Here is a 22,722-nt window from a genome sequence, read left to right on the forward strand (position 1 = left end):
GAAGCACGTGTACCAGGAGGCCCGCTGATGGCTCGGCGATACGACTGCAACGACGCTACGGACCGCGCCACCGGCCTGCGGGAAGCCGCATCGGCGATCCGGCGCGGAGAGCTCGTCGTGCTGCCCACCGACACCGTCTACGGCATCGGTGCGGACGCCTTCACCGCGGAGGCCGTCGCCGACCTGCTGGACGCCAAGGGGCGCGGCCGCAACATGCCCACCCCCGTCCTCATCGGCTCGCCCAACACCCTGCACGGCCTGGTGACCGACTTCTCCGAGCAGGCGTGGGAGCTCGTCGACGCCTTCTGGCCGGGCGCGCTGACGCTGGTCACCAAGCACCAGCCGTCGCTCCAGTGGGACCTCGGGGACACCCGCGGCACCGTCGCGATCCGGATGCCGCTGCACCCGGTCGCCATCGAGCTGCTCACCGAGACCGGCCCGATGGCCGTCTCCAGCGCCAACCTCACGGGACACCCCTCTCCCGAGGACTGCGACGCGGCCCAGGAGATGCTCGGCGACTCCGTCTCCGTCTACCTGGACGGCGGGCCGACGCCCGGCATCGTGCCGTCGTCCATCGTCGACGTCACCGGCAAGGTGCCCCTGCTGCTGCGCGAGGGCGCCCTGTCGGCCGACGAGCTGCGCAAGGTGGTACCCGACCTCGAGGTGGCCAATTGACCGCCCCGCAGGGGCGTGGCATAGCGGAGACCAGCAGTACGGGACCGACCTTCCGCATCCTCCACGTCAGCACCGGCAACGTCTGCCGCTCGCCGATCACCGAGCGGCTGACCCGCCATGCCCTGAGCGACCGCCTCGGCGATCCCCTCACGGGCGGCCTGATCGTGGAGAGCGCGGGCACCTGGGGGCACGAGGGCGCCCCGATGGAGGCCAACGCCGAGATCGTCCTGGCGGACTTCGGCGCGGACGCGAGCGGCTTCATGGGACGTGAGCTCCTCGACGAGCACGTGATCCGCGCGGACCTGGTGCTCACGGCGACCCGTGACCACCGGGCCCAGGTGATCTCCATGGGGCACTCGGCGGGGCTGCGCACCTTCACGCTCAAGGAGTTCACCCGGCTGGTGCGCGCGATAGACCCGACCACGCTGCCCGACCCGCACGAGGGCGTCGTCGAACGCGCCCGCGCGCTGGTGCGCGCGGCGGCGGCGCTGCGCGGGTGGCTGCTGGCACCGAGCCCGGACGCGGACGAGGTGTTCGATCCGTACGGGGCGCCGATCACGTTCTTCCGCTCCATCGGCGACGAGATCCACCAGGCGCTGGACCCGGTGGTGACCGCCCTGACGGGCGTGCCCCCACGCGCCTGACCGCCACGGCGGTGGCCGCCGCGAGGGCGTCGCGCCCGGGGGGGGCGGCGGTGCCCCGAGGCGTGCACCGGGCTCCGCCCGGGCCCGTCGCGCCGCGCGCGGTGACCTCGGTCGCCGGACGGGCGGAGGGCTCGGCCTCGCCGGTGTCCGAGGCGCGGGGGTGCGGGGGCGGAGCCTCCGCGAGAGGTGACGCGCGGGGTGGGGGAGCGCGGCCGGGGACGGCCCGAGGCGTGCACCGGGCTCCACCCGGGCTTGTGCCGCGCTGCGCGCGGTGCCCTCACACACGCACGGGCTGAGGACGCCCACCGGCCCCGTGCCCGCAGGCGCGGCGTGCACGCGCTGAGGACGCCACCGCCCCCGGTGCGGGGCGCGCACGGCACGGAGACGCGGCCCGCGGGAGCCGCCCCCCGCCCGCCCCAGGGCACGCGCCCGCGGGGCGGAAACGCGGGGCCGGTTCTACATTGGAGGGGCCGCCCCCCAGGCCCGAGCACCGGAGCAGTCATGCCCGTGACCCATGAAGTGCATCCCGCACCGGTCGTCTACGACACCCCCGGATTCGAGGCGCTGCGCAGGCAGGACCCGCAGGCGGCCGACATCCTGTACGGCGAGGCACGGCGGCAGGCGGGCTCGCTCCAGATGATCGCCGCCGAGAACTTCACCTCGCCCGCCGTCCTCGCCGCCCTCGGGTCGCCGCTCGCGAACAAGTACGCCGAGGGCTATCCGGGCGCCCGCCACCACGGCGGCTGCGAGATCGTCGACGCCGCCGAGCGGCTCGCGGCCGAGCGGGCCAGGGCGCTCTTCGGTGCCGAGCACGCCAATGTGCAGCCGCACTCCGGGTCGTCCGCGGTGCTCGCCGCCTACGCGGCCCTGCTGCGTCCCGGCGACACGGTGCTGGCGATGGGGCTGCCGTACGGCGGGCACCTCACCCACGGGTCGCCGGCGAACTTCTCCGGCCGCTGGTTCGACTTCGTCGCGTACGGCGTGGACGCCGAGACCGGGCTGATCGACTACCACCAGCTGCGCACCCTGGCCCGGCACAGCCGGCCGAAGGCGATCGTCTGCGGCTCGATCTCGTACCCCCGCCACCCCGACTACGCCGCCTTCCGCGAGGTCGCCGACGAGGTCGGCGCATATCTCATCGCCGACGCCGCGCACCCCATCGGGCTGGTGGCGGGCGGTGCCGCCCCCAGTCCGGTTCCGTACGCCGACATCGTGTGCGCGACCACGCACAAGGTCCTGCGCGGGCCGCGCGGCGGGATGATCCTGTGCGGGAGCGAGCTGGCGGACCGGATCGACCGCGCGGTGTTCCCCTTCACGCAGGGCGGTGCGCAGATGCACACCATCGCGGCCAAGGCGGTGGCGTTCGGGGAGGCGGCGACCCCCGCGTACGCGTCCTACGCCCACCAGGTGGTGGCGAACGCGCGCGAGCTCGCCGAGGCGCTGGCCGGTGAGGGCTTCACGGTGCTCACCGGAGGGACGGACACCCATATCGTGGGGGTGGACCCGGCGGGTCTGGGCGTGGACGGCCGGACGGCCCGGGGACGGCTCGCGGCCGCGGGCATCGTCCTCGACACCTGCGCCCTGCCGTACGGCGACGGCCGCGGGATCCGGCTGGGCACCGCCGCGGTCACCACCCAGGGCATGGGCCGCAGCGAGATGGCCCGGATCGCGGGACTGTTCGCGGCCGCGATCCGTGAGGAGGGCGGGGTGCTGGAGCGGGTGCGGGACATCGCCGAGCGGTTCCCGCCGTACCCCAGCTGAGGCCACCCGGCGTTCATCCTCCGTGCAACCGTCGGCCGTCCCCGCTCGTCGTATGTCCTAGGGTATGGAACGGCGCGTCGTCCAACACATGGGGATTCAGTGCGCGAGTACCTGCTGACGCTCTGTGTCACGGTAGCGGTGACTTACCTGCTGACCGGACCGGTGCGGAAGTTCGCCATCGCAGCCGGCGCGATGCCGGAGATCCGTGCGCGTGACGTGCACCGGGAACCGACACCGCGGCTCGGCGGCATCGCCATGTTCGGCGGTCTGTGCGCCGGTCTGCTGGTCGCGGACCATCTGGCGCACCTCAACGACGTCTTCGAGCTGTCGAACGAGCCGCGGGCGCTGCTCTCGGGAGCGGCGCTGATCTGGCTGATCGGCGTCCTCGACGACAAGTTCGAGATCGACGCCCTGATCAAGCTCGGCGGACAGATGATCGCCGCCGGTGTGATGGTGGCGCAGGGTCTGACGATCCTGTGGATCCCCGTGCCCGGTGTGGGCACCGTCTCGCTCACCGCCTGGCAGGGCAATCTGCTGACGGTGGCGCTGGTCGTGATCACGATCAACGCGGTGAACTTCGTCGACGGTCTCGACGGTCTCGCGGCCGGCATGGTGTGCATCACCTCCGGCGCGTTCTTCATGTACGCCTACCGCCTCTGGTACGGGTACGGGATCGAGGAGGCCGCCCCGGCGACGCTGTTCGCGGCGATCCTCATGGGCATGTGCCTCGGCTTCCTGCCGCACAACATGCATCCCGCCCGGATCTTCATGGGCGACTCCGGTTCGATGCTCATCGGCCTGGTGCTCGCGGCCGGCGCCATCTCCATCACCGGCCAGGTGGACCCGGACCGGCTCGGCATCTTCGTGGGCGGCGAGCGCGAGGCCACCCACGCGATGCTCCCGGTCTTCATGCCGCTGCTGCTGCCGCTGACCATCACCGCACTGCCCGTCGCGGACCTGGCGCTCGCCATCGTCCGCAGGACCTGGCGCGGCCAGTCGCCGTTCGCCGCCGACCGCGGCCATCTGCACCACCGGCTGCTGGAGATCGGGCACTCGCACAGCCGCGCGGTGCTGATCATGTACTTCTGGTCGGCGCTGATCGCCTTCGGCACCGTCGCGTACTCGGTGCACTCGGCGTCGATGTGGATCGTGCTGGCGATCGCCGCGCTGAGCGCGGTGGGCCTGGTGCTCCTGCTGCTGCCGCGGTTCCGGCCGCGGGCGCCGCGCTGGGCCGAGTCGTTCGTGCCCCCGCGCTACCGTCGCCGTCGCCGGGGCGGGCGTCCGTCGCCGGCCGGGGGTGCGGCGCGGGGCGGCCCGCGGGAGGCGGGGGCGGCCGCGGACGGCCCCGACGATCCGGACGACGAGGAGTACACCCGGGTGCGGGTGGGTGTGGGCGGCGTCAACGGGGCGACAGCCCTGGGCGCCCGTTCGCGGCTTCCCGACCGGCGGAAGGCCGGTACGCGCGGCTGACGTTCGCGGCCCGGGAGGGGCATATCCGCCCTTTACCAGACGAAACCGATGGTTGTCGTGCACACACGCGCAGTGTCACTCTCATGTGTGAGAGTTGGCACACCTGCGGGTAAAGACCTCATCAAATAGTTTGTGATACCGTTCACGAGACCCGGAGACAGAGCCGAAGGACCGTAGTGCGACGGTCCGTTGGCCCCCGAGGCCCAACTCGGGACCGGGCTTACGCTCGTCCATGACGACACCACTGCCCCCACCAGCAAGCGGAGCTGCCGCCATGCCGTCCACCGACGCACGCTCACTTCTCATGACCGTCGTACCCACCGCTGCCGCCGGCGCGATCGCCGCGGTGATCGCAGCGGTGGTCGCCGGCGGCAAGGGGGCGGTGGGCGCGATCGTCGCGACGCTGGTGGTGATCCTCTTCATGGGGTGCGGCATCGTCGTGCTCCAGCGGACGGCGAAGCACTTCCCGCAGCTCTTCCAGGCGATGGGGCTGATGCTCTACACGACGCAGCTGCTCGTGCTGTTCGTGTTCGTCGCCGTCTTCAAGGACACCACGCTGTTCAACCCGAAGGCGTTCGCCGCGACGATCGTCGCCGCGACGGTGGTCTGGGTGGCGGCGCAGGCCCGCGCGTTCATGAAGGCCAAGATTCTCTACGTCGAGCCCGAATCCTCGGACACCCGCAAGGGCGAGAAGACGGGCCTGTCGTCGTGACAGGTAGGGCCGGGATAAAGCAGCGTTCGGGACCCTGCTATCGTCCGGTGCCAACTGCGGCACTGCGGGCGCGGGCATCCAAGCTGACGCCTGCTCGATCGCGAGGCTTTGATGCCTGAGGGCCGCCCCCACATCCGAAACACCAGTCCGGTGCCGACTCGCGGCTGCGCGCCGCTCCGACACAACGAGGTTGCCGAACCCATGCGTCACGCCGAAGGAGCCCGCGGTGAGTGCTGAACAGACCACGCTCGCCTTTGACTGGAGCTGCCGCATCCTGGCCGACAACGGCTGTGGCTTTCCGGCGCCGGGCCTGCACTCCTTCCTCTTCAAGCCGATCTTCACCGTCGGCGGCTTCGAGTTCAACAAGGTGATGCTGCTCGCGCTCATCACCACGCTCGTCGTCGTCACGTTCTTCACGATGGCTTTCGGGAAGGCCAAGGTCGTCCCGGGCAAGCTCCAGATGATTGGTGAGGCGGGCTACGACTTCGTCCGCCGCGGCATCGTCTACGAGACGCTCGGCAAGCGGGAGGGCGAGAAGTACGTCCCGCTGATGGTCTCGATCTTCTTCTTCGTCTGGATCATGAACATCTGGTCCGTGATCCCGCTGGCGCAGTTCCCGGTCTCGTCGATCATCGCCTACCCCGCGGTCCTGGCGATCATCGTCTACGTGATCTGGGTGTCGCTGACCTTCAAACGCCACGGCTTCGTGGGCGGTTGGAAGAACATCACCGGCTACGACCCGTCGCTCGGCCCGATCAAGTGGCTCGTCTCGTTCATCGAGTTCTTCTCGAACCTGCTCGTGCGGCCGTTCACGCACGCCGTGCGACTCTTCGCCAACATGTTCGCCGGTCACCTGATGCTGGTGATGTTCACCGTCGCCTCCTGGTACCTGCTGAACAGCTACATGATCCCGGCCGCGGGCGTCTCGTTCGTGATGACCATGGCCATGATCGTCTTCGAACTCTTCGTGCAGGCCGTCCAGGCGTACGTCTTCGTCCTCCTGGCCTGCACCTACATCCAGGGCGCTCTCGCCGAGCACCACTGAGCCAACTCCCGCCCGCACCACCCCCAATCGTCCGGTGGCCAACCAGCACGAAGAGTTCGAAGACGATCATGGCCATGGTCATCACGAACGAGACGCCCGCGGCCGGGATCATGTAGCTGTTCAGCAGGTACCAGGAGGCGACGGTGAACGAAAAGGAAGAATCAGCATGGCTGCCACTGAGACCCTTGCCCAGGTCACCGGTTCGCTCGGCTCCATCGGCTACGGCCTCGCCGCGATCGGCCCCGGCATCGGCGTCGGCATCGTCTTCGGTAACGGCACCCAGGCTCTTGCCCGTCAGCCCGAGGCTGCCGGCCTGATCCGTGCCAACCAGATCCTGGGCTTCGCCTTCTGTGAGGCGCTCGCCCTGATCGGCATCGTTATGCCGTTCGTGTTCGGTCAGTAATCACCTCTCACTGACGACACTTTTCGACGAAAGGCACTGATGTGATCGCCAACATCGTTCAGCTGGCGGCCGGGGAGGAGCAGAACCCGCTTCTGCCCCCGGGTCCCGAGCTGCTCGTCGGCACGATCGCCTTCGCCATCGTCTTCTTCTTCTTCGCGAAGAAGCTTCTCCCGAACATCAACCGTGTTCTCGAGGAGCGTCGCGAGGCCATCGAAGGCGGCATGGAGAAGGCCGATGCGGCCAAGATCGAGGCCGAGAGCGTCCTGGAGCAGTACAAGGCCCAGCTCGCCGAGGCCCGCCACGAGGCCGCGCGCCTGCGCCAGGAAGCGACCGAGCAGGGCACCGCGATCATCGCCGAGATGAAGGCGGAAGGCCAGCGGCAGCGTGAGGAGATCATCGCGGCCGGCCACGCCCAGATCGCGGCCGACCGCAAGGCCGCTGCCGCCGCGCTGCGCCAGGACGTGGGCAAGCTCGCCACCGACCTGGCCGGCAAGCTCGTCGGTGAGTCCCTCGAGGACAGCGCCCGCCAGAGCCGCACCATCGACCGCTTCCTCGACGAGCTCGAGGCGAAGGCCGAGGTCGCGCGATGAACGGAGCCAGCCGCGAGGCGCTGGCCGCCGCGCACGAGTCCCTCGACGCGCTGACCGACTCCACGTCGGCCGACGCGGCGAAGCTCGCCGGCGAGCTGGCCGCCGTCACCGCGCTGCTCGACCGTGAGGTGTCGCTGCGTCGGGTCCTCACCGACCCGGCGCAGTCCGGCGAGGCCAAGGCCGAGCTGGCCGGGCGCGTGCTCGACGGGCAGATCGGCGGCCAGACCGTCGACCTGGTCAAGGGCATGGTCCGCGCGCGCTGGTCGCAGTCGCGTGACCTGGTCGACTCGCTGGAGGAGCTGGCGGCCACCGCCGACCTCACCTCCGCGCAGAAGACCGGGCGTCTCGACAACGTCGAGGACGAGCTGTTCCGCTTCGGGCGGATCCTCGTCTCCAGCCCCGAGCTCCGCTCGGCGCTGACCGACCGGGCCGCCACGGCGACCGCCAAGGGCGAGCTGCTGAGCTCCCTGCTCGGCGGCAAGGCCGAGAAGGTCACCGAGCGTCTGGTCGTCGGTCTCGTCACGCACCCGCGGGGACGTAGCCTGGAAGCGGGACTCGACTCCCTTTCCAAGCTCGCCGCGGCGCGCCGGAACCGGATGGTCGCCGTCGTCACCTCCGCGGTGCCGCTCACCGAAGCGCAGAAGCAGCGTCTCGGCGCGGGTCTGGCGCGGATGTACGGGCGCGAGATGCACCTGAACCTCGAGGTGGACCCCGAGGTTCTCGGCGGCATCTCGGTGCGGGTCGGCGACGAGGTCATCAACGGCACCGTCCAGGAGCGCATCGACGAGGCCAAGCGCCGGATCGCCGGCTGACCGGTCGGCCACGCACCACTGCGGTGCCGATCAACTGAACAGGCAACACCAGCGGCCCGGTTGGGCCGTGCAGAGATTGCAGAAGATTCCTGGGGGTCGGCCCCCAGACCCCCAAAGAAACTTCGGGCCCAACAAGGAGAGCAGGGAACCCAGATGGCGGAGCTCACGATCCGGCCGGAGGAGATCCGGGACGCGCTGGAGAACTTTGTCCAGACGTACCAGCCGGACGCGGCCTCGCGCGAGGAGGTCGGTACGGTCAGCCTTGCCGGCGACGGCATCGCGAAGGTCGAGGGTCTTCCCTCGGCCATGGCAAACGAGCTGCTGAAGTTCGAGGACGGCACCCTCGGTCTCGCCCTCAACCTCGAGGAGCGCGAGATCGGCGCGATCGTCCTCGGTGAGTTCAGCGGCATCGAGGAAGGCCAGTCGGTCACCCGCACCGGCGAGGTCCTGTCCGTCGCCGTCGGCGAGGGCTACCTCGGCCGCGTTGTCGACCCGCTCGGCAACCCGATCGACGGTCTCGGCGAGATCGAGACCTCCGGCCGCCGCGCCCTCGAGCTGCAGGCCCCCACGGTCATGCAGCGCAAGTCGGTGCACGAGCCGATGGAGACCGGCTACAAGGCCGTCGACGCGATGACCCCGATCGGCCGTGGCCAGCGTCAGCTGATCATCGGCGACCGCCAGACGGGCAAGACCGCCCTGGCCGTCGACACGATCATCAACCAGCGCGACAACTGGCGCTCGGGCGACGTGAACAAGCAGGTCCGCTGCATCTACGTCGCCATCGGCCAGAAGGGCTCCACCATCGCGTCCGTGCGCGGCGCGCTGGAGGAGGCCGGCGCCCTGGAGTACACGACGATCGTCGCCGCTCCGGCGTCCGACCCGGCCGGCTTCAAGTACCTCGCCCCCTACACCGGCTCGGCCATCGGCCAGCAGTGGATGTACGAGGGCAAGCACGTTCTGATCATCTTCGACGACCTGTCGAAGCAGGCCGACGCCTACCGCGCCGTGTCCCTGCTGCTGCGCCGCCCGCCGGGCCGTGAGGCCTACCCGGGTGACGTCTTCTACCTGCACTCGCGTCTGCTGGAGCGCTGCGCCAAGCTCTCCGACGAGATGGGTGCCGGTTCGATGACCGGTCTTCCGATCGTCGAGACCAAGGCGAACGACGTGTCGGCGTTCATCCCGACCAACGTCATCTCCATCACCGACGGCCAGTGCTTCCTGGAGTCCGACCTGTTCAACGCCGGCCAGCGTCCGGCCCTGAACGTCGGTATCTCGGTCTCCCGTGTCGGTGGCTCCGCCCAGCACAAGGCCATGAAGCAGGTCTCCGGCCGCCTCCGTGTCGACCTCGCCCAGTTCCGTGAGCTGGAGGCGTTCGCCGCCTTCGGTTCCGACCTGGACGCGGCCTCGAAGGCCTCGCTGGAGCGCGGCAAGCGCATGGTCGAGCTGCTGAAGCAGGCCCAGTACCAGCCGATGTCCACCGAGAACCAGGTCGTCTCCGTCTGGGCCGGCACCACCGGCAAGATGGACGACGTCCCGGTCCAGGACATCCGCCGCTTCGAGCGGGAGCTGCTGGACTACCTGCACCGCGAGGAGGGCGGCCTGATGGCCTCCATCCGCGAGGGCGGCAAGATGTCGGACGACACCCTGACCAAGGTCGCGGACTCCATCGCGGCGTTCAAGAAGCAGTTCGAGACCCACGACGGCAAGCTGCTCGGCGAGGACGCTCCGGCGACCGTCAACGTCTCGAAGTGACGACGGAAGGGACCTGACTCATGGGAGCGCAGCTCCGGGTCTACAAGCGTCGCATCCGGTCCGTCACCGCGACGAAGAAGATCACCAAGGCGATGGAGATGATCGCCGCCTCGCGCATCGTCAAGGCGCAGCGCAAGGTGGCGGCCTCCACGCCGTACGCGACCGAGCTCACCCGCGCGGTCACGGCGGTGGCGACCGGTTCGAACACGAAGCACCCTCTGACCACGGAGGCCGAGACCCCGTCCCGCGCCGCGGTGCTGCTCGTCACGAGCGACCGCGGTCTGGCCGGCGGCTACTCCTCCAACGCCATCAAGGCGGCGGACCGGCTCATCGAGCGGCTGCGCGGCGAGGGCAAGGAGGTCGACTCCTACATCGTCGGCCGCAAGGGTGTCGCGTACTACGGCTTCCGTGAGCGCAAGGTCACGGAGTCGTGGACCGGGTTCACGGACAGCCCGGAATACGCGGACGCCAAGAAGGTGGCCGCCCCGCTCATCGAGGCCGTCCAGAAGGACACCGCGGAGGGTGGCGTCGACGAGCTGCACATCGTCTTCACGGAATTCGTGTCGATGATGACGCAGAACCCCGTCGACGACCGGATGCTGCCGCTCAGCCTCGAGAAGGCGGAGGAGACGCAGGGGAAGGGCGAGATCCTTCCGCTGTTCGACTTCGAGCCGTCGGCGGAGGACGTCCTCGACGCCCTGCTGCCGCGCTACGTCGAGAGCCGTGTCTACAACGCACTGCTGCAGGCCGCCGCTTCCGAGCACGCGGCCCGTCGCCGGGCGATGAAGTCGGCCACCGACAACGCGGGTGAGCTGATCAACACGCTTTCCCGACTTGCCAACGCGGCCCGCCAGGCCGAAATCACCCAGGAAATCAGCGAGATCGTCGGTGGCTCCGCAGCCCTGGCCGACGCGACCGCGGGGAGTGACAAGTAATGACGACCTCTCTTGAGACGGCTGCTGCCACGGGCCGCGTCGCCCGGGTCATCGGCCCGGTCGTCGACGTGGAGTTCCCCGTCGACGCGATGCCCGAGATCTACAACGCCCTTCACGTCGAGGTCGCCGACCCCGCCGAGGAAGGCGCCAAGAAGACGCTGACCCTCGAGGTGGCGCAGCACCTCGGTGACGGCATCGTCCGCACCATCTCGATGCAGCCCACCGACGGCCTGGTCCGCCAGGCCACGGTGACCGACACGGGCGTGGGCATCAGCGTGCCGGTCGGCGACTTCACCAAGGGCAAGGTGTTCAACACCCTCGGTGAGGTGCTGAACCAGCCCGAGGAGAACGCCAACGTCGGCGAGCGCTGGCCGATCCACCGCAAGGCCCCGGCCTTCGACCAGCTCGAGTCCAAGACCGAGATGTTCGAGACCGGCCTGAAGGTGGTCGACCTTCTCACCCCGTACGTCAAGGGTGGAAAGATCGGTCTGTTCGGTGGTGCCGGTGTCGGCAAGACCGTGCTGATCCAGGAAATGATCATGCGTGTCGCCAACCTCCACGAGGGCGTCTCCGTCTTCGCGGGTGTCGGTGAGCGTACGCGTGAGGGCAACGACCTGATCGCGGAGATGGAGGAGTCCGGCGTCCTCGACAAGACCGCGCTGGTCTTCGGTCAGATGGACGAGCCCCCGGGCACCCGTCTGCGCGTCGCCCTGGCCGGTCTGACCATGGCGGAGTACTTCCGCGATGTGCAGAAGCAGGACGTGCTCTTCTTCATCGACAACATCTTCCGGTTCACCCAGGCCGGTTCCGAGGTGTCCACCCTGCTCGGCCGTATGCCGTCCGCGGTGGGTTACCAGCCGAACCTCGCCGACGAGATGGGTCTGCTGCAGGAGCGCATCACCTCGACGCGTGGTCACTCGATCACCTCGATGCAGGCGATCTACGTCCCCGCGGACGACCTGACCGACCCGGCGCCGGCCACCACGTTCGCCCACCTCGACGCGACGACGGTTCTCTCCCGTCCGATCTCCGAGAAGGGCATCTACCCCGCGGTGGACCCGCTGGACTCGACGTCCCGCATCCTGGACCCGCGCTACATCGCGCAGGACCACTACGAGACGGCGATGCGCGTCAAGGGGATCCTCCAGAAGTACAAGGACCTCCAGGACATCATCGCGATCCTCGGTATCGACGAGCTGGGCGAGGAGGACAAGCTGGTCGTCCACCGTGCCCGTCGTGTCGAGCGCTTCCTGTCCCAGAACACCCACGCGGCGAAGCAGTTCACCGGCGTGGACGGTTCGGACGTGCCGCTGGACGAGTCGATCTCCGCGTTCAACGCGATCTGCGACGGTGAGTACGACCACTTCCCCGAGCAGGCGTTCTTCATGTGCGGTGGTCTCGAGGACCTCAAGAACAACGCCAAGGAACTCGGCGTCTCCTGAGTCCCCGACTCGCTGAAGGGGGCGGGCACGTCCCGCCCCCTTCGTCGCGCCCGCCGCCCGGCCTCCGGGAGTGCGCGGGGGCACCCGGCCCGAGGGCCGGACGGGACCGGGGCACTTCGGTGCTCCGGGCCCTACTAGACTTATGACCCAACACCCGGCACAACCGCCGGGTGGTGACCCGAGGAGCCAACCTTGGCTGCTGAGCTGCACGTCGAGCTGGTCGCCGCGGACCGCAGTGTCTGGTCCGGCGAGGCCACCCTGGTGGTCGCGCGCACCACGTCCGGCGACATCGGCGTCATGCCCGGTCACCAGCCGCTGCTGGGTGTGCTGGAATCGGGCCCGGTGACCATCCGTACGACTGAGGGTTCGACCGTCGTGGCCGCCGTTCACGGTGGCTTCGTCTCCTTCGCCGACAACAAGCTGTCGCTGCTGGCGGAGATCGCCGAGCTGGCGGACGAGATCGACGTCAAGCGCGCCGAGCGCGCGCTGGAGCGTGCGAAGTCCGACACGGACGGCGCCGCCGAGCGCCGCGCCGACGTCAGGCTGCGCGCGGTGGCGGCCGGCTAGGTCCTGTCCGGACCTGGCGACACCGCCGATCAGGTTTTTCCCTCAGCCGCGGCCGTTCCGGAGCCCCTCCGGAGCGTGCCGCGGCTGAGGCGATGCAGGTGCACGTGGTATTCGGTTAACGGGACGATGCGAGGAGGTCGGTGGAGATGTTCCTCGCTCTTCTTGTGAGCGGCCTGGTCGTCCTACTGGTGGTGGTCGCGCTCTTGGTGTTCGGCCTGCGCAGGCGGCTGATCCAGCGCTCGGGCGGCACCTTCGACTGCAGCCTGCGCTGGAACGTCCCCGAGGAGGGCGATCCGTCGAGCAAGGGCTGGGTCTACGGCGTGGCCCGCTACAACGGTGACCGCATCGAGTGGTTCCGCGTCTTCTCCTACGCGCCCCGGCCCCGCCGCACCCTGGAGCGTTCCGCGATCGAGGTGCTGGCCCGCCGGGTCCCGGACAGCGAGGAGGAGCTCGCCCTGCTGTCGGACTCCGTGGTCCTCGGCGCCCTGCACCGCGGCACCCGCCTGGAGCTCGCGATGAGCGAGGACGCGCTGACCGGCTTCCTCGCCTGGCTGGAGGCGGCGCCGCCGGGCCAGCGGGTCAACGTGGCGTGAACCGGATGTGAGGAAGCCCGGGCGGGGAGGACCCCGCCCGGGCTTCCTGCGTGTGTACGGCCCTGCTACCCGAGGCCGCTGTTGATCGCGCTCACCAGCTCACCGTTGGTGGTGTCGCCGCTGAACTCCCAGAAGAACGCTCCGCCGAGGCTCTGGTTCTTCGCCCAGGTCATCTTGGAGCCGATGGTGGCCGGGGTGTCGTAGCTCCACCAGTTGGTGCCGCAGTGCGCGTAGGCCGTGCCGGCGACGGTGCCGGTGGCGGGGCAGCTGCTCTTGAGGACCTTGTAGTCCTCGATGCCCTGCTCGTAGGTGCCGGGCGCCGGTCCGGTCGCGGTGCCGCCGGGGGCGGCCTGGGTGACGCCCGTCCAGCCGCGGCCGTAGAAGCCGATGCCGAGCAGCAGCTTCTTCGCGGGGACGCCCTTGGCCTTGAACTTGGCGATGGCGTCCGCGGAGTTGAAGCCCGCCTGCGGGATGCCGGCGTAGCTGTTCAGGGGCGAGTGCGGGGCCGTGGGGCCCTGGGCCGCCCAGGCGCCGAAGAAGTCGTACGTCATGACGTTGTACCAGTCGATGTACTGTGCGGCGCCGCCGTAGTCGGCCGCGTCGATCTTGCCGCCGTTCGAGCCGTCGGCCGTGGTGGCGGCGGTGACCAGGTTGTTCGCGCCGAACTTGGCACGCATCGCCTGCATCATGTTCCTGAAGGAAGCCGGACCGCTGGTGTCGCAGGTCAGACCGCAGGCGTTCGGGTACTCCCAGTCCAGGTCGATGCCGTCGAAGACGTCGGCCCAGCGCGGGTCCTCGACCAGGTCGTAGCAGGACTGTGCGAAGGCGGCCGGGTTCTGCACCGCCTGGCCGAAGCCGCCGGACCAGGTCCAGCCGCCGAACGACCAGAGGATCTTGATGTGCGGGTACTTGGCCTTCAGCTTGCGCAGCTGGTTGAAGTTGCCGCGCAGCGGCTGGTCCCAGGTGTCCGCGACGCCGTCGACGGACTGGTCGGCGGTGTACGCCTTCTCGTAGTCCGCGTAGCCGTCGCCGATGGTGCACTTGCCGCCCTGGACGTTGCCGAAGGCGTAGTTGATGTGCGTGATCTTCGCGGCCGAGCCGGAGGTCACCAGGTTCTTGACGTGGTAGTTGCGCCCGTAGACGCCCCAGTTGGTGAAGTAGCCCAGCTTGACCTTGTCGCCGGTCGGCGGCTCGCCGCCGCCTCCGCCGGTGGTGCGCACCGAGACCGAGGCGCTGACCGGGCCGGTCTGGTCGGCCGTGTCGCGTGCCTGGACCGCGTAGGAGTAGTCCGTGCCGGCGGTGAGGCCGTTGTCGGTGTACGTGGTGCCGGTGACCGTGGCGACCTTGGCCCCGTCGCGGAGCACGTCGTAGTTCTTGACGCCCTTGTCGTCGGTGGCCGCGCCCCAGGTCAGCCGCACGGAGGTGTCGGTGACGCCGGACGTGGCCGGTGCGCCGGGAGCGGTGGGCGGGGTGTCGCCGGGTACGGAGCCGCCGTCGCAGGAGGCGCCGTTGAGCTTGCACCCGGTGGGGGAGCCGGTGCCGGAGCCGTTGAAGCCGAAGGACACCGAGGCGCCGGGGGAGAGGGTGCCGTTCCAGCCGACGTTCTTGGCGGTCCAGTGGTTGCCGGAGCTGGTGACGGTGGCGTCCCAGGCGGAGGTGACCTTGGTGCCGGCGGGGAAGTCCCACTCGACGGTCCAGGAGCTGATGGTCGTGGTGCCGGTGTTCTTCACCGTCCACTTGCCTTCGAAGCCCGAGCCCCAGTCGGAGGACTTCGCGTAGGTGGCGGTGGCGGAGGTGGCCGCCTCGGCGGGGGAGGCGAGACCGACCATGGCGGCGAGGGGGAGCAGCAGTGCGGTGAGTCCCGCGGTCGCCCGTGATCTGAGGCGCCGTCTCGCGTGGGGGGTGTCTGTGGCCTGAGTGCTCAAGGAAGCTCCTCGAGTCGTGTGCGGACAGTTCGGGGTTGGTCCGTGCACACCGCTGCGGGGCTCACCGCAGCGTGCTCGGCGAGAGTAGGGTGGTCTGGACCAATCGTCAATAGGTCCAGACCAACGTCGGGGCGCCCCGTCCGGCTCCGGTCAGATCCCCAACTCCTGGGCCAGGACGGCCGCTTGCACCCGGCTGCGCAGCTCCAGCTTCCCCAGCAACCTGCTGACGTGCGTCTTCGCCGTCGCCTCCGCCATCGACAGCCGCTGCGCGATCTCCGCGTTCGACAGGCCCTGCCCCAGACACGAGAGCACCTCCCGTTCCCGCCGGGTCAGCGCGTCGACCACCGACGGATCGGGCCCGTCCGCCGACCGGCCGGGCCGGGGCGCGGCGAACTCCGCGATCAGGCGCCGGGTGACGGCGGGCGCGATCGTCCCCTCGCCGCGTGCCACCGTGCGCACCGCCTCGATGAGGGCCCCGGCCTCCGTGTTCTTCAGCAGGAAGCCCGCGGCGCCCGCCCGCAGCGCCCCGAAGACATAGGCGTCGAGATCGAACGTGGTCAGCACCAGGACGTCGGCCAGCCCCCGCGAGACCACCTCACGGGTCGCCGACACCCCGTCCAGCTTGGGCATCTGCACGTCCATCAGCACCACGTCCGGGCGCAGCTCGCCGGCGAGCCGCACCGCCTCCTCGCCGTCCGCCGCCTCGCCCACCACCTCGATGTCGGGCGCGCTGCGCAGGATCAGGACCAGCCCGGCACGCACCGCGCTCTGGTCCTCCGCGACCAGCACCCGCACCCGGCGCCCGGGTGCGGGCGCCGGTGCGGCCGCCGTGTCCGTCATGCCGAGAACTCCTTGTCGTCGACGAGCAGGGGCAGGGTCGCCCGTACCCTCCAGACCGTGCGCGGACCGCCTCCGCCCTCGGGGCCCCGTGCCGGCCCCGCCGCGAAGCCGCCGCCCAGCAGCGCGACCCGCTCCTCCATGCCGACGAGACCCGCCCCGGAGCCGGGGGCGCGCGGCCCCGGCCGGCGCCCGAAGGGGCTCACGACGTCCACGGCGAGCACCCGGGCCGCGTCGTCGAGTGCCACCGTCACCCGGACCTCGCCCGCCTCGGCGTGCTTGAGGGCGTTGGTCAGCGACTCCTGCACGATGCGGTAGGCCGCCAGCTCCACCGGCGCGGGCAGCTCCACCGCCCCCGTGCGCCGGTCGTGCAGCGCGAAGGTCAGCCCGCTGGGCGCGCCGTTCGTCCGCGCCTGCTCCACCAGCGCCTCCAGCCCGGCGAGGGTCGGCGCGGCCGCCGGTTCCGTGTCGCCGCCCGCGCTGTCCCGCAGCAGTCCGATCAGCCGGCGCATCTCGGCCAGGCCCGCGACGCTGTTCTCCCGGATCACCCCGAGCGCCTGACGGGTGGTCGCCTCGTCGTCCAGCGACAGCGCCGCCGTGGAGTGGATGGCGATCGCCGACAAGTGGTTCGCCACCATGTCGTGCAGCTCGCGGGCCATCCGGGCCCGCTCGGCGACGACCGCCTGCGCCCGGTCCATCTCCGCGAGCAGGGTGGTCTGCTCGGCCCGCAGCCGCGCGGCGTCCGCGGCCTCGCGGTGGTTGCGCACGATGGCGCCGGTGGTGGCGGGACCGAAGGAGACGAGGCCGGTGACGACACCGATCAGCAGCGCTCCCGGGTTGCGCAGCCAGGCCAGGAAGCCGATCGTCACCGCGATCGTGAGCATCCCCGTGATCACCGGGATGCGGCGGGCCGCACCGGGCGAGCCGTACAGCACCGCCGCGTAGACGAGGTCGGCGAACATCATCACGGTCGCCAGGCTGCCGGGGGTGAACAGGTCGGAGATCATCGCCGCCGTGCCCACGAGCAGGGCGGTCCGCGGCATGGTGCGGCGCAGCAGTTCCAGGGCGGCCATGGCCGTCAGCGGCAGCAGCGTCACCCAGCCGGGCAGCGGGGCCCCGTAGCCGTTGGTGTGGAGGTCGAACGACCAGAGCAGCAGGCCGCCGAGCAGACCGGTGACCGCGATGAGGACGTCGTCGCGGTGGGGGCGGGGCAGGGTCACGGACCCATCAAACACGCAGCGGCCCGCCGCGTGCCTCACCGCGCGGTCGGAGGTGCCACTACATCGAACGATGCAGTCGCAGGTCGTCACCGGCGACGACGACGGCGCGGCCCGGGGCCGACAGTCTTGGAGCGTACGAGAGGAGATCCGCCGTGATCGTCACGCTGATCATCGTCTGCGAGATCGGGTTCTGGGTCCTGCTGGCCGCCGGTCTCGCCGTCCGCTACCTGCTGAGGATGCCCCGGACCGGTGCCGCGCTGCTGCTGTGCGAGCCGCTGCTGGAGGTGCTGCTGCTCGTGGTCACGGCGATCGACCTGAAGAACGGGGCCGACCCGAGCTGGAAGCACGGTCTGGCGGCGCTCTACATCGGTTACACCGTCGGGCACGGCCACCGGACCGTGAAGTGGCTCGACGGCCATGCCGCCCACCGCCTCGGCGGCGCGCCGCCGCCCCCGAAGCCGCCGCGCTACGGCATGGCCCGCGCCCGGCACGAGGGCCGTGTCTGGCTCGGCACGGTGGTCGGCGCCGCCGTCGCGAGCGTCCTGCTGCTGGGCGCCATGTGGTACGTCGACGACCCCTCGCGCACCGGGTCGCTGGAGAGCTGGATGTCCGGGGCCTGGCGGGCGGCCGGCATCCACGGCCTGATCGCCCTCACCTACGCGGTGTGGCCGAAGAAGGACCCCGGCGCCGCCGGGAAGTCCGACCGGGAGCCGGTCCGCGTCGACCGCTGAGGGCGGGCCGCCCGGGCGCGGTCCGCGCCGCGCCCGACCGCCCGGCGTGCTGCCGGCCCCGGAGCCCGTCGGGCCCCCGGGACCGCCGCTCAGCGTTCGCCGCCGGGCACCCACAGCACGTCGCCGACCTCCTTGTTGGCGGTCCTGGCCAGGATGAAGAGCAGGTCGGAGAGGCGGTTGAGGTAGGTGGCGGTCAGCGCGTTCATCGTCTCGCCGTGGACCTCCAGCGCCGCCCAGGTCGACCGCTCGGCCCTGCGGACCACCGTGCACGCCTGGTGCAGCAGGGCCGCCCCCGGCGTCCCGCCGGGCAGGATGAAGCTCCGCAGCTTCTCCAGCTCCTCCAGGAACCGGTCGCAGTCGGCCTCCAGCTTGTCGACGTAGGACTGCTCGACCCGCAGCGGCGGGTACTTCGGGTCCGGCACGACCGGGGTCGACAGGTCCGCGCCGACGTCGAAGAGGTCGTTCTGCACCCGGACGAGGACCTTCACGACCTCCTCGTCCAGCCCTCCGAGGGCGATCGCCGTACCGATCACGGCGTTGGCCTCGTTGGCGTCGGCGTACGCCGAGATGCGCAGATCGGTCTTGGCGGTGCGGCTCATGTCGCCGAGGGCGGTGGTGCCCTGGTCGCCGGTGCGGGTGTAGATGCGTGTCAGATTGACCATGCGGTCAGCGTAGTTACGCCCCGGCCCTGCGGAACACCCGTGTGCCGACCGTCACGGACACCGCGGCCAGCGCGAGCGCCATGAGCACGCCGTACGCCATCGCGGGACCGGCGTAGTCGCCGACGTACGCGGCGCGCACCGCGTCGACCAGGTAGCGGAACGGCATGATGTGCGACAGCACGTCCAGCCACGCCGGGGCCAGCGCCATCGGCAGCATCAGCCCGGACAGCAGCATCGACGGCATGCTGACCGCGTTCACCACCGGGCCGAACTCCTGCGGGGTGCCGACCGTCATCGCGAGCGCGTACGACAGCGCCGCGAGGGAGACCGTCAGCAGCGCGACGAAGGCGAAGCCGATCAGGATGCCGCCGAGCGGCGCCCGCAGCCCCATCGCCAGGGCCGCGAGCACCAGCAGCACGGCCTGGAAGACGAACAGCGCGGCGTCCCGCAGCACCCGGCCCAGCAGCAGCGCGAGGCGGCTCACGGGGGTCACTCGCATCCGCTCGACGACCCCCGTCTGCTTGTCGATCAGCACTGCGAAGCCGGCGAACGAGGCGCCGAAGAGCCCCAGCTGGAGCAGGAGTCCGGGCACGAGCACCTGCCACGAGTCGCCCTCGGACGCGAGCGGCAGATCGGACAGCAGCGGCCCGAAGAAGAGCAGGTACAGCAGCGGCATCAGGACGCCGAAGAGGATCTGGAACCGCGAGCCGAGGGTCTGGCGGGCGTACCGCCCGAAGATCAGCGCGGTGTCGGAGAGGAGTTCTGGCATGTCGGGGGCCCAGGGCCTTTCGTGTGGATAGGGGTGGACCGGCGAGCGGGGTCCGGTGCCGTGGATCGCAGGGCGGAGGGGTGAGGAGGACCTCCTCCAGGGGCGAGCCGGCGCAGGGCGCGGCACCGGGGCACGCGAGCCCGCCAGGATGTGAACGGAGGCCCTAGACGGCGATCGGTGTGGTGTCCCGCGGCGCGGCACTGCGCCCGGTGATGGCGAGGAAGGTCTCCTGGAGACCCGCTTCGGGGGAGCCCCCGTACCGCGACCTGAGGTCCGCCGGGGTGCCCTCGGCGGCGACGACGCCCCGGTCGACGACGACCAGGCGGTCGGCGAGGGCGTCGGCCTCGTCGAGGTAGTGCGTGGTCAGGAAGACGGTGGTGCCCTGCTCGTCGCGGATGCGGCGCACCAGCTCCCACAGGTCCGCCCGGCTCGCCGGGTCCAGCCCGGTGGTCGGCTCGTCGAGGAAGAGGACCTCCGGACGGTGGGTGAGGGCCATGGCGATGTCGAGCCTGCGCCGCTGCCCGCCGGAGAGCGCGGCGCACCTGCGGTCCAGCAGCTCCGTCAGGCCGAGCTCCTCCGCGAGTTCGCCGGCGCGGGTGGCGGCCGCGGCCGCCGTCAGCCGGTACAGCCGCCCCTGGGTGACCAGCTCCTCCCGGACCGGGACGGTCGGGTCGACGCCACCGGACTGGGCGACGTAGCCGATGCGCCGGCGGACACCGGCCGGGTCGCGCACCAGGTCGTGTCCGGCGACGGTGGCGGCGCCGCCGGTGGGCGGGAGGAGTGTGGTGAGCATGCGCAGGGTGGTGGTCTTGCCGGCGCCGTTGGGGCCGAGGAAGCCGAGGATCTCGCCCGGCCGGACGGTGAGGTCGATGCCGCGCACGGCGTCCACGCTCCCGCCGCGGGTGCGGAAGGTCCGGGCGAGCCCGGCGGTGCTGATGATTGCCATGACCCCAGAAAAACAGAGTCACTTAAATTTTGCAACGACCCCAAAGTTTAGCCGGGTGCACCGAAGCTAGGATCGGGCCATGGCGGAAGGGCTCAGGGAACGCAAGAAGCGGCAGACCAGGCAGCACATCTCCGACGTGGCCACCCGGCTCTTCGTGGAGCACGGATTCGTCACGGTGACGATCGCCGAGGTCGCCGAGGCCGCCGATGTCTCGGTCAACACCGTCTACAACTACTTCCCGGCCAAGGAGGACCTCTTTCTCGACCGCAGCGCCGACGTCACCGACCGGCTCTCCCGCTGGGTGCGCGGCCGCCGGCCGGGGGAGTCGGCCGCCGCCGCCGTGCTGCGCGAGCTGCGCGCGGCCGTCGAGGGGATGTCTCCGGCCGTCGGGCTCTTCGAGGGCTACGCCGACTTCATGAAGGTCATCGTCGAGGCGGACACCCTGCGCTCGCGGCTGTGGGCGATCCAGCAGGAGAGCCTGCTCGACCTGGTGGGCACGATGCGCGCGGAGGGCGGCGCCGCCGAGGGGGACATGCTGCCGGATCTGGTCGCGGGGCAACTCGCCTGGCTCCACGGGACGCTGATGGGGTGGATCGGCGCGGAGATGGTCAAGCGGCGCAAACCGGACCAAGTGTCCCGTGAAGCCCTGGTCCTCATCGACGAGATGGAGGAGCTGCTGAGCGAGAAGGTGCTCGACTACGCCGTCCGTGGCGGCTGACCGGGGGGCCGGAGTGTGATGTCCGCCATGTGGGACGTGACGCGCGTCTCTTGGCGGTCACAGGGCCCCCTCACGGGCGCTAACCTCCCGCAGAGAGCGCACATGTAAACAGTCGTTAAGGGGTGCAGCAGTGGCCAGGAAGCTCGCCGTCATCGGGTCCGGACTCATGGGGTCCGGTATCGCACAGGTCTCGGCCCAGGCCGGCTGGGACGTCGTGCTGCGCGATGTGACCGACGAGGCCCTGACCCGCGGCCGCGACGGCATCAAGGCGTCGTACGACCGGTTCGTCGCCAAGGGCAGGCTCGAAGCGGCCGACGCCGAGGCGGCGTTGGCCCGCATCACCACCACGACCGACCTGGACGCCGTGGCCGACGCCGACATCGTCGTCGAGGCCGTGTTCGAGAAGCTCGAGGTCAAGCACGAGATCTTCCGGACGCTCGACAAGATCGTCCGGCAGGACGCCGTCCTCGCCTCCAACACCTCCGCCATCCCGATCACGAAGATCGCGGCCGTGACGGAGCGGCCGGAGCGGGTCGTCGGCACCCACTTCTTCTCGCCGGTCCCGATGATGCAGCTGTGCGAGCTGGTCCGCGGCTACAAGACGAGCGACGAAACCCTCGCCACCGCGCGGGAGTTCGCCGAGTCCGTGGGCAAGACCTGCATCGTCGTCAACCGCGACGTCGCCGGCTTCGTCACCACCCGCCTCATCTCTGCCCTCGTCGTCGAGGCGGCGAAGCTGTACGAATCGGGCGTCGCCACCGCCGAGGACATCGACATCGCCTGCAAGCTCGGCTTCGGCCACGCCATGGGGCCGCTGGCCACCGCCGACCTGACCGGCGTCGACATCCTGCTGCACGCCACGAGCAACATCTACACCGAGTCGCAGGACGAGAAGTTCGCGCCGCCGGAGCTGATGCGCCGGATGGTGGACGCCGGTGACATCGGCCGCAAGAGCGGGCAGGGCTTCTACAAGCACTGACGCTATCGACCGATTCGGTATCGCCCGTGGGGGTGAATTCGGTATCGGTTCGCTTACAAGCAGCAACCCCACCGCATGTGCGGCAGTCAGTTGTTGCAAGACGGGGAATCAACGGACACGGGGCAGACCACACCTTCTCGGGGAGCGCATATGCACATCAGGGGCGACCACGCCGAGCTGGTCGTCGGGGGCCGCCTCGACGTCCGCAGCGCGGCGGACGCCCGTACGGTGCTGCACTCGGCCGTCGACGACGGCGTCGGCGACCTGGTGCTCGACCTGACGCACCTCGACTCCTGGGACGCCACCGGGCTCGGGGTCATCATGGGAGCGCACCGGCGGGCCGGCCGCTGCGGCCGCCGCCTGGTGCTGCGCGGTGTGCCGCCGCAGATGCAGCGGCTCCTCGTCGCCACCAGGCTGCACCGCATCCTGGCGATCGAGGGCGGTATCGCGGCGGAATCGCTTCCGCGCGTCTGACGTCCGCCCGCCCCCGACGGGGAGCCGGGCGGGCGCCCGCCCGGCGATCGCGACGGAGCC

Annotated in this window: 24 protein-coding genes and 1 pseudogene; 18 read left to right on the forward strand and 7 right to left on the reverse strand. The window is 70.5% G+C overall.

The genetic code is table 11. The features are described 5' to 3' along the window. Positions 1-27: 27 nt before the first annotated feature. From EAO77_RS12940 to atpB, 6 genes are all read left to right on the forward strand, one after another. A complete protein-coding gene (locus tag EAO77_RS12940) occupies positions 28-675 on the forward strand; it encodes an L-threonylcarbamoyladenylate synthase (RefSeq protein ID WP_147988141.1) in 648 nt (215 codons plus the stop codon). Further along, a complete protein-coding gene (locus tag EAO77_RS12945) occupies positions 672-1,319 on the forward strand; it encodes a protein-tyrosine-phosphatase (protein WP_147988142.1) in 648 nt (215 codons plus the stop codon). Before EAO77_RS12940 ends, EAO77_RS12945 begins: the two co-directional genes overlap by 4 nt. A 501-nt stretch (positions 1,320-1,820) precedes the next feature. Further along, positions 1,821-3,080: a serine hydroxymethyltransferase gene (gene glyA / locus EAO77_RS12950; RefSeq protein WP_147988143.1), complete on the forward strand. Its 1,260-nt coding sequence runs from the start codon at positions 1,821-1,823 to the stop codon at positions 3,078-3,080. Positions 3,081-3,179: 99 nt separating this feature from the next. Beyond that, positions 3,180-4,550 carry an MraY family glycosyltransferase gene (locus EAO77_RS12955; RefSeq protein ID WP_147988144.1) on the forward strand — a complete coding sequence of 457 codons (1,371 nt, stop codon included), beginning with the start codon at positions 3,180-3,182 and terminating at the stop codon, positions 4,548-4,550. A 274-nt stretch (positions 4,551-4,824) separates the two neighbouring features. Beyond that, on the forward strand, positions 4,825-5,262 hold the full coding sequence (locus EAO77_RS12960) for a hypothetical protein (protein ID WP_147988145.1): 438 nt from the start codon (positions 4,825-4,827) through the stop codon (positions 5,260-5,262). A 274-nt stretch (positions 5,263-5,536) separates the two neighbouring features. After that, positions 5,537-6,307 (forward strand): F0F1 ATP synthase subunit A, encoded by a 771-nt coding sequence (gene atpB / locus EAO77_RS12965; RefSeq protein WP_147989107.1) that lies wholly within the window; start codon positions 5,537-5,539, stop codon positions 6,305-6,307. A gap of 42 nt (positions 6,308-6,349) precedes the next feature. On the opposite strand, the pseudogene EAO77_RS39950 reads toward atpB, so the two are convergent. Continuing rightward, a pseudogene (locus EAO77_RS39950) lies at positions 6,350-6,455 on the reverse strand (F0F1 ATP synthase subunit A); the annotation flags it as partial. Positions 6,456-6,473: 18 nt separating this feature from the next. On the opposite strand from EAO77_RS39950, the gene atpE reads away from it, so the two are divergent. From atpE to EAO77_RS13010, 8 genes are all read left to right on the forward strand, one after another. Continuing rightward, entirely contained in the window at positions 6,474-6,710 is a 237-nt protein-coding gene (atpE, locus tag EAO77_RS12975; RefSeq protein ID WP_147988146.1) for an ATP synthase F0 subunit C, read from the forward strand. Positions 6,711-6,751: 41 nt separating this feature from the next. Next, positions 6,752-7,300: a F0F1 ATP synthase subunit B gene (locus tag EAO77_RS12980; RefSeq protein ID WP_147988147.1), complete on the forward strand. Its 549-nt coding sequence runs from the start codon at positions 6,752-6,754 to the stop codon at positions 7,298-7,300. After that, positions 7,297-8,112: a F0F1 ATP synthase subunit delta gene (locus EAO77_RS12985; protein ID WP_147988148.1), complete on the forward strand. Its 816-nt coding sequence runs from the start codon at positions 7,297-7,299 to the stop codon at positions 8,110-8,112. Before EAO77_RS12980 ends, EAO77_RS12985 begins: the two co-directional genes overlap by 4 nt. Before the next feature lie 153 nt (positions 8,113-8,265). Continuing rightward, a complete protein-coding gene (gene atpA / locus EAO77_RS12990) occupies positions 8,266-9,864 on the forward strand; it encodes a F0F1 ATP synthase subunit alpha (RefSeq protein WP_147988149.1) in 1,599 nt (532 codons plus the stop codon). Between the two features lie 20 nt (positions 9,865-9,884). After that, the gene (locus tag EAO77_RS12995) at positions 9,885-10,799 is read left to right on the forward strand and encodes a F0F1 ATP synthase subunit gamma (RefSeq protein ID WP_147988150.1); all 915 of its coding nucleotides are present in this window, start codon (positions 9,885-9,887) and stop codon (positions 10,797-10,799) included. After that, entirely contained in the window at positions 10,799-12,241 is a 1,443-nt protein-coding gene (gene atpD, locus EAO77_RS13000) for a F0F1 ATP synthase subunit beta (protein ID WP_147988151.1), read from the forward strand. The genes EAO77_RS12995 and atpD overlap by 1 nt, the downstream gene beginning before the upstream one ends. Before the next feature lie 192 nt (positions 12,242-12,433). Further along, positions 12,434-12,808, forward strand: a complete 375-nt coding sequence (locus tag EAO77_RS13005) for a F0F1 ATP synthase subunit epsilon (protein WP_147988152.1) — start codon at positions 12,434-12,436, stop codon at positions 12,806-12,808. A 146-nt stretch (positions 12,809-12,954) separates the two neighbouring features. Next, positions 12,955-13,401, forward strand: coding sequence for a DUF2550 domain-containing protein (locus EAO77_RS13010; RefSeq protein ID WP_147988153.1), 447 nt, complete (start codon positions 12,955-12,957; stop codon positions 13,399-13,401). Positions 13,402-13,466: 65 nt separating this feature from the next. Here the strand turns inward: EAO77_RS13010 and EAO77_RS13015 are convergent, their stop codons facing one another. From EAO77_RS13015 to EAO77_RS13025, 3 genes are all read right to left on the reverse strand, one after another. Further along, a complete protein-coding gene (locus EAO77_RS13015; RefSeq protein ID WP_147989108.1) occupies positions 13,467-15,230 on the reverse strand; it encodes a glycoside hydrolase family 18 chitinase in 1,764 nt (587 codons plus the stop codon). Positions 15,231-15,476: 246 nt separating this feature from the next. Next, entirely contained in the window at positions 15,477-16,166 is a 690-nt protein-coding gene (locus tag EAO77_RS13020; RefSeq protein WP_147988154.1) for a response regulator, read from the reverse strand. Next, positions 16,163-17,383: a sensor histidine kinase gene (locus tag EAO77_RS13025; protein ID WP_147988155.1), complete on the reverse strand. Its 1,221-nt coding sequence runs from the start codon at positions 17,381-17,383 to the stop codon at positions 16,163-16,165. Before EAO77_RS13025 ends, EAO77_RS13020 begins: the two co-directional genes overlap by 4 nt. Before the next feature lie 152 nt (positions 17,384-17,535). On the opposite strand from EAO77_RS13025, the gene EAO77_RS13030 reads away from it, so the two are divergent. Then, positions 17,536-18,114 (forward strand): hypothetical protein, encoded by a 579-nt coding sequence (locus EAO77_RS13030; protein ID WP_147988156.1) that lies wholly within the window; start codon positions 17,536-17,538, stop codon positions 18,112-18,114. 89 nt (positions 18,115-18,203) lie between these two features. Here EAO77_RS13030 and EAO77_RS13035 read toward each other — a convergent pair whose 3' ends face one another. The 3 genes from EAO77_RS13035 to EAO77_RS13045 form a co-directional block, all read right to left on the reverse strand. Then, positions 18,204-18,776: a cob(I)yrinic acid a,c-diamide adenosyltransferase gene (locus EAO77_RS13035; protein WP_147988157.1), complete on the reverse strand. Its 573-nt coding sequence runs from the start codon at positions 18,774-18,776 to the stop codon at positions 18,204-18,206. Between the two features lie 13 nt (positions 18,777-18,789). Then, positions 18,790-19,545, reverse strand: a complete 756-nt coding sequence (locus tag EAO77_RS13040) for an ABC transporter permease (protein ID WP_147988158.1) — start codon at positions 19,543-19,545, stop codon at positions 18,790-18,792. Positions 19,546-19,708: 163 nt separating this feature from the next. Beyond that, positions 19,709-20,491: an ABC transporter ATP-binding protein gene (locus EAO77_RS13045; protein WP_147988159.1), complete on the reverse strand. Its 783-nt coding sequence runs from the start codon at positions 20,489-20,491 to the stop codon at positions 19,709-19,711. Positions 20,492-20,570: 79 nt separating this feature from the next. Here EAO77_RS13045 and EAO77_RS13050 point away from each other — a divergent pair, with 79 nt between their 5' ends. The 3 genes from EAO77_RS13050 to EAO77_RS13060 all read left to right on the forward strand — a co-directional run bounded on the left by EAO77_RS13050 (position 20,571) and on the right by EAO77_RS13060 (position 22,662). Beyond that, the gene (locus tag EAO77_RS13050; RefSeq protein ID WP_147988160.1) at positions 20,571-21,209 is read left to right on the forward strand and encodes a TetR/AcrR family transcriptional regulator; all 639 of its coding nucleotides are present in this window, start codon (positions 20,571-20,573) and stop codon (positions 21,207-21,209) included. Positions 21,210-21,339: 130 nt separating this feature from the next. Further along, positions 21,340-22,188 (forward strand): 3-hydroxyacyl-CoA dehydrogenase family protein, encoded by an 849-nt coding sequence (locus EAO77_RS13055; protein WP_147988161.1) that lies wholly within the window; start codon positions 21,340-21,342, stop codon positions 22,186-22,188. Between the two features lie 150 nt (positions 22,189-22,338). After that, on the forward strand, positions 22,339-22,662 hold the full coding sequence (locus tag EAO77_RS13060) for an STAS domain-containing protein (RefSeq protein ID WP_147988162.1): 324 nt from the start codon (positions 22,339-22,341) through the stop codon (positions 22,660-22,662). The last annotated feature ends 60 nt before the right edge of the window (positions 22,663-22,722 follow it).

This window comes from Streptomyces sp. T39 (genome assembly GCF_008042045.1).
In the GTDB taxonomy this organism is placed as follows: Bacteria; Actinomycetota; Actinomycetes; order Streptomycetales; family Streptomycetaceae; genus Streptomyces.